The 15,970-nt window shown below is 68.5% G+C and carries 10 protein-coding genes; 7 read left to right on the forward strand and 3 right to left on the reverse strand.

All coding sequences use genetic code 11. From position 1 onward, the window contains the following. The first annotated feature begins 2 nt into the window (after positions 1–2). Positions 3–3,401, forward strand: a complete 3,399-nt coding sequence (locus tag ACFTWF_RS04795) for an NAD-glutamate dehydrogenase domain-containing protein (RefSeq protein ID WP_378460123.1) — start codon at positions 3–5, stop codon at positions 3,399–3,401. A 70-nt stretch (positions 3,402–3,471) separates the two neighbouring features. On the opposite strand, the gene ACFTWF_RS04800 is transcribed toward ACFTWF_RS04795, so the two are convergent. Beyond that, positions 3,472–4,197 (reverse strand): amino acid ABC transporter ATP-binding protein, encoded by a 726-nt coding sequence (locus ACFTWF_RS04800; protein ID WP_185726562.1) that lies wholly within the window; start codon positions 4,195–4,197, stop codon positions 3,472–3,474. Between the two features lie 4 nt (positions 4,198–4,201). Continuing rightward, positions 4,202–6,016: an ABC transporter substrate-binding protein/permease gene (locus tag ACFTWF_RS04805; RefSeq protein WP_378460124.1), complete on the reverse strand. Its 1,815-nt coding sequence runs from the start codon at positions 6,014–6,016 to the stop codon at positions 4,202–4,204. Positions 6,017–6,152: 136 nt separating this feature from the next. On the opposite strand from ACFTWF_RS04805, the gene ACFTWF_RS04810 reads away from it, so the two are divergent. From ACFTWF_RS04810 to ACFTWF_RS04830, 5 genes are all read left to right on the forward strand, one after another. Continuing rightward, the gene (locus ACFTWF_RS04810; protein WP_378460125.1) at positions 6,153–6,785 is read left to right on the forward strand and encodes a TetR/AcrR family transcriptional regulator C-terminal domain-containing protein; all 633 of its coding nucleotides are present in this window, start codon (positions 6,153–6,155) and stop codon (positions 6,783–6,785) included. 62 nt (positions 6,786–6,847) lie between these two features. Then, positions 6,848–8,539 (forward strand): acyl-CoA dehydrogenase family protein, encoded by a 1,692-nt coding sequence (locus ACFTWF_RS04815; protein WP_378460126.1) that lies wholly within the window; start codon positions 6,848–6,850, stop codon positions 8,537–8,539. 178 nt (positions 8,540–8,717) lie between these two features. Next, the gene (locus tag ACFTWF_RS04820) at positions 8,718–10,184 is read left to right on the forward strand and encodes a class I adenylate-forming enzyme family protein (protein WP_378460127.1); all 1,467 of its coding nucleotides are present in this window, start codon (positions 8,718–8,720) and stop codon (positions 10,182–10,184) included. Positions 10,185–10,248: 64 nt separating this feature from the next. After that, entirely contained in the window at positions 10,249–12,054 is a 1,806-nt protein-coding gene (locus ACFTWF_RS04825; protein ID WP_378460128.1) for a DUF3556 domain-containing protein, read from the forward strand. After that, complete coding sequence (locus ACFTWF_RS04830) at positions 12,051–13,484, forward strand: phytoene desaturase family protein (protein ID WP_378460129.1); 1,434 nt, start codon at positions 12,051–12,053, stop codon at positions 13,482–13,484. Before ACFTWF_RS04825 ends, ACFTWF_RS04830 begins: the two co-directional genes overlap by 4 nt. Before the next feature lie 28 nt (positions 13,485–13,512). Here ACFTWF_RS04830 and ACFTWF_RS04835 read toward each other — a convergent pair whose 3' ends face one another. After that, positions 13,513–14,775: a PucR family transcriptional regulator gene (locus ACFTWF_RS04835; RefSeq protein ID WP_378460130.1), complete on the reverse strand. Its 1,263-nt coding sequence runs from the start codon at positions 14,773–14,775 to the stop codon at positions 13,513–13,515. Positions 14,776–15,008: 233 nt separating this feature from the next. On the opposite strand from ACFTWF_RS04835, the gene ACFTWF_RS04840 reads away from it, so the two are divergent. Beyond that, complete coding sequence (locus ACFTWF_RS04840) at positions 15,009–15,848, forward strand: SDR family oxidoreductase (RefSeq protein WP_378460131.1); 840 nt, start codon at positions 15,009–15,011, stop codon at positions 15,846–15,848. The last annotated feature ends 122 nt before the right edge of the window (positions 15,849–15,970 follow it).

Here is a 15,970-nt window from a genome sequence, read left to right on the forward strand (position 1 = left end):
TCATGAACAGTCTCGGTACGGAACTCGACACACCCTGGTCCCACGAGCTGTGGCGCAGCACGCTGCTCACGGAGCCGCATCGCGCGGATGCCGCGGTCGCGCGTCACTACGCGTCCGCGCTGCCGATCAGCTACGCCACCGAAACCGATCCGACGCAGGCGATCCGCGACATCGGTGAGGTGGAACGACTCGACGTCGACAGCGTGGCGCTGACGTTCACCACCACCGCGGCGTCCGCCCCGTACGAGAACCTCAAGATCTACGCCGTCGGAAAACCCGCGCCGCTCAACGAGGTTCTGCCGATCCTGTCCAGCCTGGGCGTCAACGCCCTCGACGAACGGCCGGCAGCGCTGACCCGGCCGGACGGGCACCGCGCCTGGATCTACGACCTCACCGTCGATCTGGTCGCCGTCACGGACGGCCACGGCCACGGCAGCACCCGCGACAGCCGGATCGCGGACGCGTTCCGGGCGGCGTGGACGGGGGAGACCGAGGTCGACGGGTTCAACGCTCTCGTCCTGCACGCCGGGCTCGGGTGGCGTCAGGTCACCGTTCTCCGTGCGTACGCCGCGTACCTGCGCCAGGCCGGACTCCCGTACAGCCGCAGCAACGTCGAACGAGTTCTTCTGGGCAACACCGCGATCACGCAACTCCTCGTCGAGTTGCACGCACTCCGACTCGACCCGGACGTGGCCCGCGATGCCGCCGCGGAGGACGCCCTGGAGGTCCGCATCGGGGACGCGATCGACGCGGTCGCCGGGATCGACGCCGACCGGATCCTGCGGGCGCTGCTCTCCCTGATCCGTGCAACCACCCGCACCACCTATTACGCCGGTGACCGCCGGCCCGAGCGCGCTCTCGCGTTCAAGTTCGATTCCTCGTCGATCGACGAATTGCCGCTGCCGAGGCCGAAATACGAGGCCTACGTGTACTCGCCCCGCGTGGAGGGTGTACACCTGCGATTCGACGACGTCGCCCGCGGTGGCATCCGGTGGTCCGATCGCCGCGACGACTTCCGCACCGAGATACTCGGACTCGTCAAGGCGCAGGCCGTCAAGAACGCCGTCATCGTGCCGGCGGGAGCGAAGGGCGGATTCGTCGTCAAGAACCCGCCCGCGCCGACCGGTGACGCCGCCGCCGACCGGGAGGCGTTGCTCGCGGCGGGCATCTCCTGCTACCGCGAGTTCATCTCGAGCCTCCTCGACATGACGGACAACCTCGACATCACCACCCGTCAGGTGCAGGCGCCGGAGGGCATCGTCCGGCGCGACGGCGACGACACGTACCTCGTGGTCGCCGCCGACAAGGGGACGGCCGCGTTCTCGGACGTCGCCAACTCGATCGCACTCGACCGGAACTATTGGCTCGGTGACGGATTCGCGTCGGGCGGGTCCGTCGGCTACGACCACAAGGCGATGGGCATCACCGCGCGCGGCGCGTGGGAGAGCGTGCTGCAGCACTTCCGGGAGATGGGCGTCGACACCCGCACCGACGACTTCACCGTCGTCGGCATCGGCGACATGAGCGGCGACGTCTTCGGAAACGGGATGCTGCTCAGCCCGCACATCCGGCTGATCGCGGCGTTCGACCATCGCCACGTCTTCATCGACCCCGATCCCGACCCGCAGAGGTCGTGGGACGAGCGCGCACGGCTCTTCGCGCTCGGCCGGTCCAGCTGGAAGGACTACGACGGCGCGGTCCTGAGCGAGGGCGCCATGATCGTCGACCGGTCGGCGAAGTCGGTGCGCCTCACCCCCCAGGCCCGGCGCGCGCTGGGCATCGAAACCGATCGGGCGCTCACCACCGTCGAACTCGTCCGCGCCGTCCTCGGTGCGCCCGCGGACCTGCTGTGGAACGGCGGGGTCGGCACCTACGTCAAGGCGACGACGGAAAGCCACGCGGACGTCGGCGACAAGTCGAACGACGCAGTCCGGCTCGACGCGCCCGCGCTTCGCGTCCGGGTGGTCGGCGAGGGCGGCAACCTCGGACTGACCCAGCTCGGCCGGATCGAGTACGCGCGCAACGGCGGTCGCGTCAACACCGACGCGCTCGACAACTCGGCCGGCGTCGACTGCTCCGACCACGAGGTCAACATCAAGATCGCTCTCGCCGGTGCCACCGCGGACAACACCCTCGCCGCGCAGGACCGTCGAGAACTGCTGTCCGACATGACCGACGACGTCAGCAGGCTCGTCCTCGCCGACAACCGCAGCCAGAACGAGATGATGAGCCTCAACCGGGCGCAGGCGGGCACGCTCGTCAGCTTCCACTCCCGCATGGTCGACGACCTGGAACGGCGCGGACACGTGGACCGTGCCATCGACGTGCTCCCGACGTCCGCGCAATTCGGTGCGCTCGAACGCGAGCAGAAGGGACTGACGAGTCCCGAACTGGCGCAGCTCACCGCGCAGGTCAAGCGGTTCATCAAGAGCGAGGTGTCGGGCACGACACTGCCCGACAACCGGGTCTACGCCGGCCGGCTCCACAGCTACTTCCCGCCGCGGCTCGGCCGCGAGTACGCGCACACGGTCGCCGTGCACCCGCTGCGCCGGGAGATCGTCACCACGTCGGTGGTCAACGACATGGTCGACCGTGCCGGGATGACGTTTGCCTTCCGCCTGCGCGAAGAGACGGGCGCCGACTCCGCGGAGGCGGTGAACGCCTTCACGGCAGTCACCGAGATCTTCGACCTCGGAGCGACTTTCGACAGGATCCGGGCGGCCGCAGACACGACGCCGGCCACCGGGACGAACGCGCTGACGGTGCAGACCCAGCGGCTGATCGACCGGGCGTCGCGGTGGCTGACCACGCACCGCCCGCAACCGCTGCCGCTCGAGGCCACGATCGCCCGTTACCGGCCGGTGGTCCGCGAACTCGGTCCGCGCGTGCGGGAATGGCTGCAGGGCGACGAGATCACCGCGGTCGAGGGTCGCACCGAGGCCCTGACGTCGCGGGGTGCGGAACCCGGAATCGCCGCCGACGTCGCGGATCTCCTGCACACGTACTGCCTCCTCGACATCGTGGACATCGCGGAGATCTCCCAGCACCGCGCGGAGGACGTCGCCGAACTGTATTTCGCGCTGTCGGCGCACCTGCACATCAACACCGCACTCACGGCGGTCACGGCCCTGCCCCGGCTGGACCGGTGGCACGCCCTCGCGCGACTGGCCCTGCGCGACGACCTCTACAGCTCGCTGCGCGCGATCACCCTCGACGCGCTGTCCGTCAGCGAGCCCGGTGACGACGCGTCCGACAAGGTCGACCAGTGGGAGCAGCACAACGCTGCCCGTCTCGCCCGCGCGCGGGCCCTGCTCACCGAAATCGAATCGGAGGTCGCCACCGAACCCACGCTGGCGCTGATCTCCGTCGCGGCCAGGCGGATCCGGGCGATGACCCGGTAGGCGGCTCCGCCGCCCGTGCGCCTTTCTGGTTGTTCCAGCTACCAAAAAGGCGCACGAGCCGCGCAGCGGCCTACAGCACCTGCGACAGGAACTGCTGCAGCCGTTCGGTTTCGGGCTTGTCGAACAGCTGGTCGGGTTTGCCGGTCTCGACGACGGCACCGTGGTCCATGAACAGCACGGTGTCGGACACTTCGCGGGCGAAGCCCATCTCGTGCGTGACGACGACCATCGTCATGCCGCCCTTGGCGAGGTCGGCCATCAGGGCGAGGACGCCCTTCACCAGTTCGGGGTCGAGTGCGGACGTGGCCTCGTCGAAGAACATCACCTCGGGCTTCATCGCCAGCGCGCGGGCGATCGCGACCCGCTGCTGCTGCCCGCCCGAGAGGTTGCCGGGGCGTGAATCGGCCTTGTTGGCGAGGCCGACGAGTTCGAGTTGCTCGAGCGCCACCGACCGCGCCTCGTCCTTGGACATTCCCTTGAGCTTGCGGGGCCCGAGGGCGATGTTGTCGACGACGGTCTTGTGCGGGAACAGGTTGAAGTGCTGGAACACCATCCCGATCCGCTGCCGAAGCTTGTCGGGGTTGTCCTTCAGCACGGACTTGCCGTCGAGGAGGACGTCGCCCTGGTCGGGTTCGTGCAACCGGTTGAGGACGCGCAGCAGGGTGGACTTGCCGGAACCGGACGGTCCGATGACGGTGACGGTGTTCCCGGCGTCGACGTGGAGGTCGACGCCGCGCAGCACCTGGTTGGTGCCGAACGCGAGGTGCAGGTTGGTTCCAGTGAGAGAGACGGCCATCGCCCTATCCCCTTTCCACGACGATGGACTGTTCCACCGGATCGAGCGTGCCGGACGTGTCGGCGCGGCCGGTGCGCAGACGGTTGTCGATGTAGTTGACGAGGTGCGTCAGCGGGATGGTCAGCGCCAGGTAGAACAGGCCGGCGGCGACGAGCGGTGACAGGTTTCCGGTCTGCGCGTTGAGGTCGCGGCCGACGGCGAACAGTTCACGCTGACTGACGAGGAGACCGAGGAAGTAGATCAGCGACGAGTCCTTGATCAGGGAGATGAACTGGTTCATCAGCGCGGGCAGAACCCGTCGCACACCCTGCGGAACGACCACCAGCGACATCGACTTCCGGTAGCTGAAGCCGAGCGCCCGGGACGCCTCGAGCTGTCCGGGTTCGACGCTCTGGATGCCGGACCGGAAGATCTCACCGATGTACGCGGACGCCAGCAGCGACAGCGCGGCCGCGCCGAGCCAGTACGGGTTGTTGCCGGTGAGGCCCTTGACGATGGGTCCGGCGCCGAGTCCGACGATGAGGATGATGACCACGGCAGGCAGGCCGCGGAACACGTCCGTGTAGACGCGGGCCGGCCAGCGCAGCCAGCGGGTGCGGGAGATGCCCGCCATCGCGAGGAGCATGCCGAGGACGGTGCCGACGATGCCCGACGCCAACGCGAGGATGAGCGTGTTCGGCAGACCGGTCTTCAGCAGGTCGGGGAACGCGCGCGTGTAGAGGTCCCAGTCGAAGAACGTGTCCTTCAGTTGCTGGAGTGTCGACTTGGGTTCGGCGACGGGGGCTTCGGTCGTGTTGCCCGCGTTCTGGGCGGCGAGCGCGGCGAAGTCGGGAAGGTCGGGCATCGGCGCAGCCTTGCTGCCCGGCTTCCAGCCCTGCGGAAGTTCGCGGGGCACCCAGTCGGAGTACAGCTCGGCCCAGGTGCCGTCCTCGATGGTGGCGTCGAGACCGGAGTTCAGCGCATCGATCAGCGGCTGGTTCTCCTTCGCGACGGCCCAGCCGACGAAGTTGTTGACGCTGAACGTGTTCTGCACGATCGACGTGGGGTCGCCGGGTGCGATGGCCCCCTCGGCCTGCTGCGACGGCGCCACCCACGCGTCGATCTGCCCGGACTTGAGGTTCGCGTACGCGGTGGCGTAGTCGGGGAACTTCACCGGATCGAGTTTCAGGGTGTTCACCACGTAGTCGTCCTGCACGGTGCCCTGGACGACACCGATGCGGGTGGACGCGTTCAGGTCGTCGAAGCCCTGGATCGGTCCGCCGTTGGGGACGACGAGTGAGAAGTAGCCGAAGTCGTAGCCGTTGGTGAAGCCGACGGTGTTGCGGCGCTCGTCCGTCGTGGTGATGGACGACGATCCGACGTCGAACCGGCGCCCGGCCACCTGGGCGAGCAGTCCGGCGAACTCGGTGCCGACGAAGTCGACTCGGAGACCGAGTTTGGCCGCGACGGCCTTCAGGAGTTCGTTGTCGTATCCGGTGAACTGGTTGTCCGAGTTGACGCAGATGCTGGGCGGGGCGTCGGACAGGGTGCCGACGGTCAGCACTCCCGGGGTGATCAGGTTCAGCTTGGACGTGTCGATCTGGTCGAGGGGAGTGACGCCGGGGGTGGTGTATTTGTCCTCGGCGCCGGCCGCGGCGGCCGCGTCGAGGTTGGTGGGCGCCGCGGTGGCGGCCCCGACTCCCGGCGGCGAACAGAGATCCTGCGGCGCCGATCCCGACGAACTGCCGTCACTGGAACAGGACGACAGGGTCAGCGCCAGCAGGGCGGTGAGCAGTAGCGCCACCACCACACGGATCTTCGGCCCGACGGAAGAAAACATGATGAGCAGCGTAACCCTGGCATCCGGGTTTTCCGGGGTCGGTGGACGTCCGGGGCGACGCCCGTCACTCTCCTTGTTTGTCATACAAACAAAGAAGAGTTATTGTTTGTCGTACAAACAATGAGGGGCGGCAGTCATGGTGCAGACGGGCAGAGCGGCGCGCGCAACCCGGGAGTCCGGTCGGCAGACCCGCGACGCCCTGTTCACGGCCGCCACTGGACTCTTCCTCGAACACGGCGACGGCGTCCCGATCGCGCAGATCTGCGCGGCCGCGGGAGCCCACCCCAACCAGGTGACCTATTACTACGGTTCCAAGGAGCGACTCTTCGTCGAGGTCGCCTGCGCCGCCGTGCTGCGGGCCGGCAAGCGGGCCGAGGACGACGCGGCCACCGCGGAGACCGTCGGCGACTACACGGAGAAACTCGTCGGCTCCCTCCTCGGACCCGGCGCGCCCAGCGTCGAACTGTTCGTCGAGGCGATGCTCATGACCGGCCGCCGCGGCGAACTGCGCGACCTCATCACCGACACCCTCCGCACGCTGCACTCGTCGGGCGAGGACGCGCTCATCCGCACACTGATGCGCACCGGATGGCAACTGCGCGCGGGCATCGACGTGGAGGCGAAGGCCTTCTGGTCGGCGATCTTCGGCCTGGTCATCCAGAAGACCGCCACCGGCGAGAGCTTCGGCTACTCGCTCGAGGAGGCCGTCGCCGTCATCTTCGCGAACCTGCAGATCCCCGAGACCGTCCTCAACACCTCCATCGACTGACCACGTGAGCGGCGCGTTGTGCTCCAGCACGCTTTGCCACTCACCTGGGGAAGGGCACCACCATGACTTCCGTCTCCGACAACCGCATCACCCATCCCGCACCCCACCGGACGCACACCGTGCTCAACCAGTCGGTGCCCCGCACCGACGTCAACGAGTTCACCCTCGACACGGTCCTGTCCGAGGGTGTGCGCCGCCACGACGCCGACTGGGCCGCCGCGGAGCTCGCCGACATCGGCGAACTGGTCGGCAGCGCCACCTTCCAGCACGACGCCGAACTCGCCAACACGATCATCCCGGAACTGAAGACGTTCGACCGCTGGGGCAACCGGATCGACGAGGTCGAGTACCACCCGGCCTATCACCGGATCATCTCCGCGGCGATCGCGCACGGGGCGCACACGTCGGCGTGGGCCGACCCGAAACCGGGCGCGAACGTCGCGCGCGCAGCCGCTTTCATGATGTTCGCGCAGATCGAACCCGGGCACTCCTGCCCGATCTCGATGACCAACGCCGTCATCCCCTCCCTCGACCTGCAACCCGACGTCGCCGCGATCTGGAAGCCGCGGGCCCTGTCCCGCAGCTACACCCCCGAACTCGACGCCCCGGGCAAGGCGTCCGCGATCTTCGGCATGTCGATGACGGAAAAGCAGGGCGGCTCGGACGTCCGGGCCAACACCACCGTCGCGACACCCGCCGGGCGCGGCGGTCCCGGCGCCGACTACCTGCTCACCGGTCACAAATGGTTCTGCTCGGCCCCGATGTCCGACGCATTCCTCGTGCTCGCGCAGGCGGAAGGCCAAGGCGGCGAGGCTCTCTCGTGCTTCCTGCTGCCGCGGATCCTGCCCGACGGCACCCGCAACGTCTTCCGCATTCAGCGACTGAAGAACAAGCTGGGCAACAAGTCGAACGCGTCGTCGGAGATCGAGCTCGACGGCACCGTCGGCGTGATGGTCGGCGAACCCGGTCGTGGGGTGCGCACCATCATCGAGATGGTCGCGCGCACCCGCCTCGACTGCGTGCTCGGCAGCGCCGCGGGCATGCGGCAGTCGGTGGCCGAGGCCGTGTGGCACGCGCGGCACCGGTCGGCGTTCGGTGCCGTGCTGGCGGATCAGCCGGCCATGACATCGGTGCTCGCCGACCTCGCGCTCGAGTCCGAGGCGGCGACCGTCACCGCCCTCCGCCTCGCCCGCGCGCACGACGAAGACGCGAGCGAGCAGGAACGCAGCTTCCGTCGCCTCGCGACCGCGGTCGCGAAGTACTGGATCTGCAAGCGCGGACCGCACCACGCCTACGAGGCGCTGGAATGCCTGGGCGGCAACGGCTACACCGAGGACTTCCCGCTCGCCCGCCGCTACCGCGAGCAGCCCGTCATGGCCGTGTGGGAGGGGTCGGGCAACGTCATCGCCCTCGACGTGCTGCGCGCAATGACCCGCGAACCCGACAGCGTCGCCGCCTTCGACGCCGAGGTGAACCTGGCCCGCGGTAGCAGCACCCTGCTGGACGCGCACCTCGACCGGGTCCGTCGCCAGCTCGGCGACCTCGCCGGCCTCGACCCCGCCGCCGCCCAACTGCGCGCCCGGACCGTCGTCGAGTCAATGGCCCTCGCCCTGCAGGCGTCGCTGCTCACCCGGTTCTCGCCCGCCGCCGTCGCCGACGCCTTCGTCGACGCCCGCCTCGGCCCCGACCGCACCCACGAATACGGCACCCTCGCCCCCACCGCCGACCTGCAGGCGATCCTCAGCCGGGCGTAGGCGGCTCCGCCGCCCGTGCGCCTTTTTGGTAGCTGGAACCAGAAAGGCGCACGGGCGCGGAGCGCCTTGTCCCCGGCGGACAAATCCCTCTGCGAACTCGAGCCCCACGGAATATTTCGCACCCCACATCCCCTGCATAGTGTCGTGGATCACACCACCACTGAAGGGGATCGAAACAGTGTCGGATATCGGCTATTTCGCTTGGGACCTCGCGACTGCACACGGTGACGCATCGTGCGTGCGCGACGACCACCTCCACCTCACCTACCGGCAGTTCGCCGACCGGGTGGACGCGTTCGCGGCGCAACTGTCCGCTCGCCGCGTCCGCTCTGGAGATGTCGTCGCGGTGATGCTGCCCAACCGGGTGGAACTCCTCGTCGCCCTGATGGCTGCGTGGCGGATCGGCGCGACAGCGACTCCGGTCAATCCCACGTTCACCGCCGTGGAGGCGGAGTACCAGTTCGACGACGCCGGCGCCGCGCTCGTCGTCAACGAGGGTCCCGACTTCCCGTCCGGCGGCCGCCCGACGATCGCAGTCGCGGACATGGCCACCACCCCGCGGCCGGGCTGGGTTCCCGACATCGGCACGTCCGGCGACGGCGTCGCCCTGCTGATCTACACGTCGGGGTCGACCGGACGCCCCAAGGGCGTCATGCTCACCCACGACAATCTCCAGTTCATGAGTTCGTCTATGGTGCAGCACTTCTCGCTCACCGCCGACGATCACTGCCTGCTCATTCTGCCGCTCTTCCACGTGAACGCGATCTGCGTCAGCTTCCTCGCCCCGATGCTGGCCGGGGGACAGTTGAGCGTCACCGGACGCTTCTCGCCGGCCCGGTTCTTCGACGACGTCGCCCGGCTGCGGCCCACGTACTTCTCCGCCGTCCCGACCATCTACGCGCTGCTGACCTCCCAGGAGATCGTCGGCGACACCTCCTCGCTGCGGTTCGCGGTCTGCGGCGCGGCACCGATCTCCAGGGAACTCCTCGACCGCGCCGAGCAGCGGTTCGGGCTCGTCATCGTCGAGGGGTACGGGCTCACCGAGGGCACGTGCGCGTCGGCGTGCAACCCGCCCGGCGGGGTCCGCAAACTCGGCACCGTCGGACCGGCCCTGCCCGGACAGCGGATCGCGATCGCCGGACCCGACGGCGAGCATCTGCCCGTCGGCGCCACCGGCGAGGTGCTCGTCGCGGGCCCGAACGTCATGCGCGGCTACCGCGGACGCCCCGAGGAGACCGGACGCACGGTCGTCGACGGCTGGCTGCACACCGGCGACGTCGGCCGCCTCGACGAGGACGGCTATCTCACCCTCGTCGACCGGATCAAGGACATGATCATCCGCGGCGGCGAGAACATCTACCCCAAGGAGATCGAGAACGCCCTCGCCACGCACGACGGCGTGCTCGAGGCGGCCGTGATCGGTGCACCGCACGAGGTGTACGGCGAGGTGCCGGTCGCCTACGTCGTCACCTACCCCGACAGCGCCGTCACCGACGGACACCTCGTTGAGCACCTCCGCGGCCGGCTCACGAAAGTGAAACTGCCCGTGGCCATTCACGTCGTCGACGCGTTGCCGCGCAACCCCGTCGGCAAGATCGACAAGCCCGGACTGCGCGACCGCCACCGGACCACCACCGTCAGCTGACCCCGCACGACCCCAGACCTCGGGACCCACCCGAGGCGATGCCCCCTACCCCCAGGAGCCTCCCATGGGATTCAAGACCGGGAACTTTCCCGACGTCGACCCCGCCACCTTCCTCGACCGCCCGTTCTTCGACCGCATCCGCGCCATGTCGACGCACTGGGTCGACTACGGCTTCGGGACCCCGAAGATGGTGCACACCATCTACATCCTGAAGCTGCTCGTCCTCTATCTCGGTGCGGGTCTGTCGATCGCGACGTTCACCTCCGGCTACAACGTCCTCGACGTCGGTGCCTGGTGGAACGCCCCGATCGTCTACCAGAAGATGATCCTGTGGACGCTGCTGATCGAGGCACTCGGCCTGGGTGGGTCCTGGGGCCCGCTCGCCGGACACTTCAAGCCGATGATGGGCGGCGCTCTGTTCTGGTTGCGGCCCGGCACCATCCGGCTTCCACCGTGGCCGGGGAAGGTGCCACTGACGTCCGGCGACACCCGCACCGTCTTCGACGTGTTCGTCTACCTCGCAATCCTCGTCAACACCGCTCTGGCGCTGGGGTTTGCCGGCGTGCCCACTCCATCGATCGACGCGGTGCTGCCCGGCAATCACGGTCTGGTGAACCCAGCCCTCCTGTTGCCGCTGATCGCGCTGCTGGTCGTGATCGGGTTGCGCGACAAGGTCATCTTCATCGCCGCCCGCGGTGAGCAGTACTTCCCCGCCATCGTCTTCTTCGGTGTCCTGCCGTTCGTGGACATGATCGTCGCGCTGAAACTGCTCATCGTGTCGGTGTGGGTCGGTGCCGGCATCTCCAAACTGGGACACCACTTCTCGATGGTCGTGCCCCCGATGCTGTCCAACACCCCCTGGTTGCCGGTCAAGTCGATCAAGCGCGCCCACTACCGCAACTTCCCGAACGACCTGCGGCCCTCGGTCGTCGCGGGCGGCGTAGCCCACGTGCTCGGCACGGTCGTCGAGGTGGTGACGCCGCTGGTGCTGCTGTTCTCCACGAATGGCACCGTCACCCTGCTCGCGGTCGTGTTGATGGTCGCGTTCCACCTGTTCATCCTGTCGACATTCCCGCTCGCGGTGCCGCTGGAATGGAACCTGCTGTTCGCGTACGCGGCGATCTTCCTGTTCCTCGGCTTCCCGAATGCCTCCGGCTTCGGACTGTCGGACTTCTCCTCGCCGCTGCTGCTCGCCGTGATCATCGCGGCCCTGGTGTTCTTCCCGATCCTGGGCAACCTGCGACCCGACCTCGTCTCGTTCCTTCCCTCGATGCGCCAGTACGCGGGCAACTGGGCGTCGGCGACCTGGGCGTTCGCGCCGGGTGCCGAGGACAAGCTCGACCAGTTCGTCAAGCGACCGAGCCGGAACACCCGGACCCAGTTGCTGGCGACCTATCCGCCCGAGGTGGCCGACGTCGTGATGCACCAGCTGCTCGGCTGGCGGTCGATGCACAGCCAGGGCCGCGCGCTGCTCTCGCTGATGAGCCGGCATCTCGGCGACGACATCGACACCTACACCCTGCGTGAGGCCGAATTCAGCTGTAACTCGCTGGTGGCGTTCAACTTCGGTGACGGCCACCTGCACAACGAGCACCTGATCGCCGCGCTCCAGCGTCGCTGCAACTTCGCTCCCGGCGAGTTCGTGGTCGCCTGGATCGAGTCGCAACCCATCCACAAGGGCGTCCAGGAGTACAAGGTGATCGACGCCGCCCTCGGCGTGATCGAACGCGGCACCTACAAGGTCACCGACGCCATCGCCGAGCAGCCCTGGTTGCCGAACGGTCCCATTCCGTTCGACGTCCGGTGGAGACTGGAGGGTGAGACCGAGGAGAGCGTGATGACGGACGACAGTGTGGCGGTGCGGCCGTGACGACCGCAGTCGTGGTCGGCAGCGGGCCCAACGGGCTCGCTGCCGCGGTCCACCTCGCCCGTCACGGGGTCGAGGTGCAGGTCCTGGAGGCGGCCGACACCATCGGCGGTGGCACTCGCTCCGGAGAACTCACCGTCCCCGGACTCCTGCACGACGAGTGTTCGGCCTTCCACCCGATGGGTGCCGGGTCGCCGTATCTGCAGACCCTCGAGCTCGACCGCTACGGCCTCACCTGGAAGTGGCCCGACATCGACTGCGCCCACCCCCTCGACTGCGGCGACGCCGGCCTGCTGCATCGGTCGATCGCGGAGACCGCCGCCGGCCTCGGTGCCGACGGGCCGCGCTGGCAGCGGATGTTCGGCGGTCTCGCCGACGGGTTCGACGACCTCGCCGCAGACCTGATGCGCCCGATCGCGAACATTCCCCGGCACCCGATCAAGCTCGCGAGTTTCGGTCCGCGCGCCCTGCTGCCCGCGACCGCGACGGCGCGCTGGTGGCGCACCGAGAGGGGCCGGGCCCTGTTCGGCGGGGTCGCCGCCCACGCCTACTACCGGCTCGATCGGCCCGCCACCTCCGCGGTCGGGTTGATGATCGTCGCGGCCGGCCACCGCTACGGCTGGCCGGTCGCCGAGGGCGGATCGCAGTCGATCACCACCGCGCTCGCCGCGATGCTCACCGACCGGGGCGGCAAGATCACCACCGGAACCCGGGTCCGCGGCAGCCGCGACCTCCCGCCCACGGACGTCGTCCTGCTCGACGTGGCGCCGTCCGCCGCCGTCGACATCCTCGGCGACCGGCTGCCGTCGCGGGTCGCCAAGGCCTACCGCCGGTACCGGCACGGGCCGGCCGCGTTCAAGATCGACTTCGCCGTCGACGGCGGCGTGCCGTGGACGAACCCCGACTGCGGCCGTGCCGGAACCGTCCATCTCGGAGGCACCTTCGCGGAGATCGCCGACGCCGAACGCGACGTCGCGACGGGCCGGATGCCGTCGCGTCCGTTCGTCCTCGTGGGGCAGCAGTACCTCGCCGACCCCGGACGGTCCAAGGGTGACCTGCACCCGCTGTACGCGTACGCGCATGTTCCGCACGGCTATTCGGGCGACGCCACCGAGGCGGTGGTCGCGCAGATCGAACGGTTCGCCCCCGGCTTCCGCGAGCGCGTCGTGGCGACGGTGAGCAGCGGTCCGGTCCGGCTGGCGGCGTCGAACGCGAACTACGTCGGCGGCGACATCATCGGCGGCGCCAACACCGAAACCCAGGTGGTACTGCGACCGCGAATCGCCCTCGACCCCTACAGCACCGGCGTCCCCGGCACCTACCTGTGCTCCGCGTCGACGCCGCCGGGGGCGGGAGCGCACGGCATGAGCGGGTACAACGCCGCCCAGTCCGCGTTGCGCTACCTGCGGCGAAGCGGAGGCGACGTGCTGTGAAAGCCGGCCCGCGTGACCGGGGCTTCGTCTAGTTGGGCGCCAGGACCGCGGGCCCCAGCCACTGGCACGCGAGGAGCGCGAGTTCGACGGCGAGCCGGTCACGGGTGAAGTCCTCGCCGCGTTCCTCGGCTGCGCGCTTCACCCGGTACTTCACGGAGTTGTAGTGCAGGCCCAGCTCTTTCGCTGCGGTGACGTTGCTGAGATTGTTCGCGAGATAGACCTGCACGGTCTCACGCAGGCGGGCGGCGTTGTCGTTGTCGGCGGCCAGGCCACCCAGGACGGTACGTACCCAGGCGCGGGTCGCGGTCAGGTCGTCGATCAGCAGGGAGACCGTGGACACCCCCGGCTCGTCGTAGGACGTGACGACGGGGGCGTTCCGGCCTGCGGCGAGGGCGAGCGCACGGGCGCGGTGCGCGCCGCCGTGAGAGCGGCGAAAACCGTTCGGACCGTGCGCCACTTCGCCCACGGCCATGGCGAGCCCGGGATACCGCCCGGTGAGGAATTCGCCCACCTCGCGGTACCCGCGCGGGGCACGTGTTCGCGCGCCGAGAGGGATCCACACCCATCCGGTGACGCGGTCCGCCGCCACGAACAACGGATCCGTCACGCCCCCGACGAAGCCGGCGACGTCGTGTGCCGCGGCCTCGATCCGGGCCAGCATGTCACCCGAATCGGTGTCCGGCACCCAGATGATCGCGGCGAGGTGGCGTTGGAGCAGAACGTAGTTGAGGACGGCGCCGACGTCCGGATCATCGTTGCCCGCCAGGATCTCCTGCACGCGAACCGCCCGGACACTGCTCTGGTGAGCCAGCCAGCGCTCTCGTTCCCGCTCGTAGACCTCGACGACCTGCTGGGAGACCCGGTCGATGTACACCGACATGACGGTGATGATGCGTTGGAGCACCGGCACACCCAGCTCGGCCGAGACTGCCGCACCGCCCAGTTCGTCGAAAACCAGTCCGAGCAGGTTCGTCTGCCCCAGCCGATAGGCGCGTACCAACGCGTTGACGGGAACCCCGTGCTGGGCAAGTCTTCTCGCATACTCCATGGCGGCAGCCGGCGCATCGAGGACCTCCGGGTCGATATCGTGCTGGAGCGTGTGGAAGATGGTGTCGAGGTTGCCCTCCACGCTGGCTCGCAGGAGGTCGAACAATTGCCGGTCGGCGCGCAGGTCCGGGATCTCGGCATAGAGCACCTCGGTGATGTCGCTGGTCAGCGGGACCAGGCGCTGGTTGAGTGAAGCTGCGATGCGTCCGACCAGAAGCGCGACGTTCTCGTCGTGTAAAGCCATGGTGAGGACAATAGAGCCTGGCGGCACTGCGGGCACCACTTCACCGGAAATCTCTTCTACCAGGGAATTGTCGTGCAGAAGCTCGGCGGGTTGAGGATGTCTTTGTCCGGACAGGACAAGCCGCGGCTGATCCTTGGTGCTTCCGGGGCGTGGCCAAGGCGCGACGGCCCTTCTACCGTGAGGACCGGCATTACGTGCGGGCTTCCTCTGCTCCGGAGAAACGAAGGAATGCGATGAAAGACAACAGCTTCCATGGGCGAACCGTGGTGATGTCCGGGGGCAGTCGCGGCATCGGCCTCGCGATCGCGCGCGCTCTCGCCAGTCGTGGCGCGAACGTCGTCCTGCTCGCGAAGACCGACACCCCCGACCCACGGTTGCCCGGAACCATCCACACCGCCGTCGGGGAACTGAACGAACTGGGTGGACGCGCGGTGGCCGTGGTCGGCGACGTCCGCAACGACAGCGACATCGCCCGGGCCGTCGATGCCGCCCGTGACAACTTCGGCGGCATCGACATCGTGGTCAACAACGCGAGTGTGCTCGACATCTCGAAGACCGAAGACCTCGCCCTCCGGCGGTTCGATCTGATGCAGCAGGTGAATGTGCGCGGCACGTTCGCGCTGACCCGCGCCTGCCTGCCCTACCTGCAGAAGTCGCCGAGTCCCCACGTGCTGACGCTCTCGCCCCCGTTGAACCTGTCGTCGCAGTGGCTGGGCGCCCACCCCGGATATATGCTCGCCAAGTACGGGATGACGCTGGCGACGCTGGGGATCGCCGCCGAGTACGCGCACACGCCGCTGTCCAGCAACTGCCTGTGGCCCCAGACGACGATCGCGACCGCGGCCGTGGGCAACCTGCTCGGCGGCGACACGAGCCTGCGGCACGCGCGGTCGCCGGAGATTATGGCGGACGCGGCGATCGAACTCCTGGGCCGTCCCGCCGGCACCGACAACGGCCGCACCCTTCTCGACGTCGAGGTTCTCGCCGAAGCCGGCGTCACCGACTTCACGACCTACGGTGGTGCCGATCCCCTGACGATCGACATCTTCGTCGACCCCGTTGTCTCTGCATGACAAACGGACCTGTGTAAGCGCAACCAGGGACGTCTCCGGGGGTTGACACCGTGCCGTCCCCACAGACAATATATGCAAACGCTTAGAAAATAAGCATATGCTTAGAACTGAGGGGCTGCAGG

Source organism: Rhodococcus sp. NPDC056960 (assembly GCF_042674125.1).
Classification (GTDB): Bacteria; Actinomycetota; Actinomycetes; order Mycobacteriales; family Mycobacteriaceae; genus Rhodococcus_F.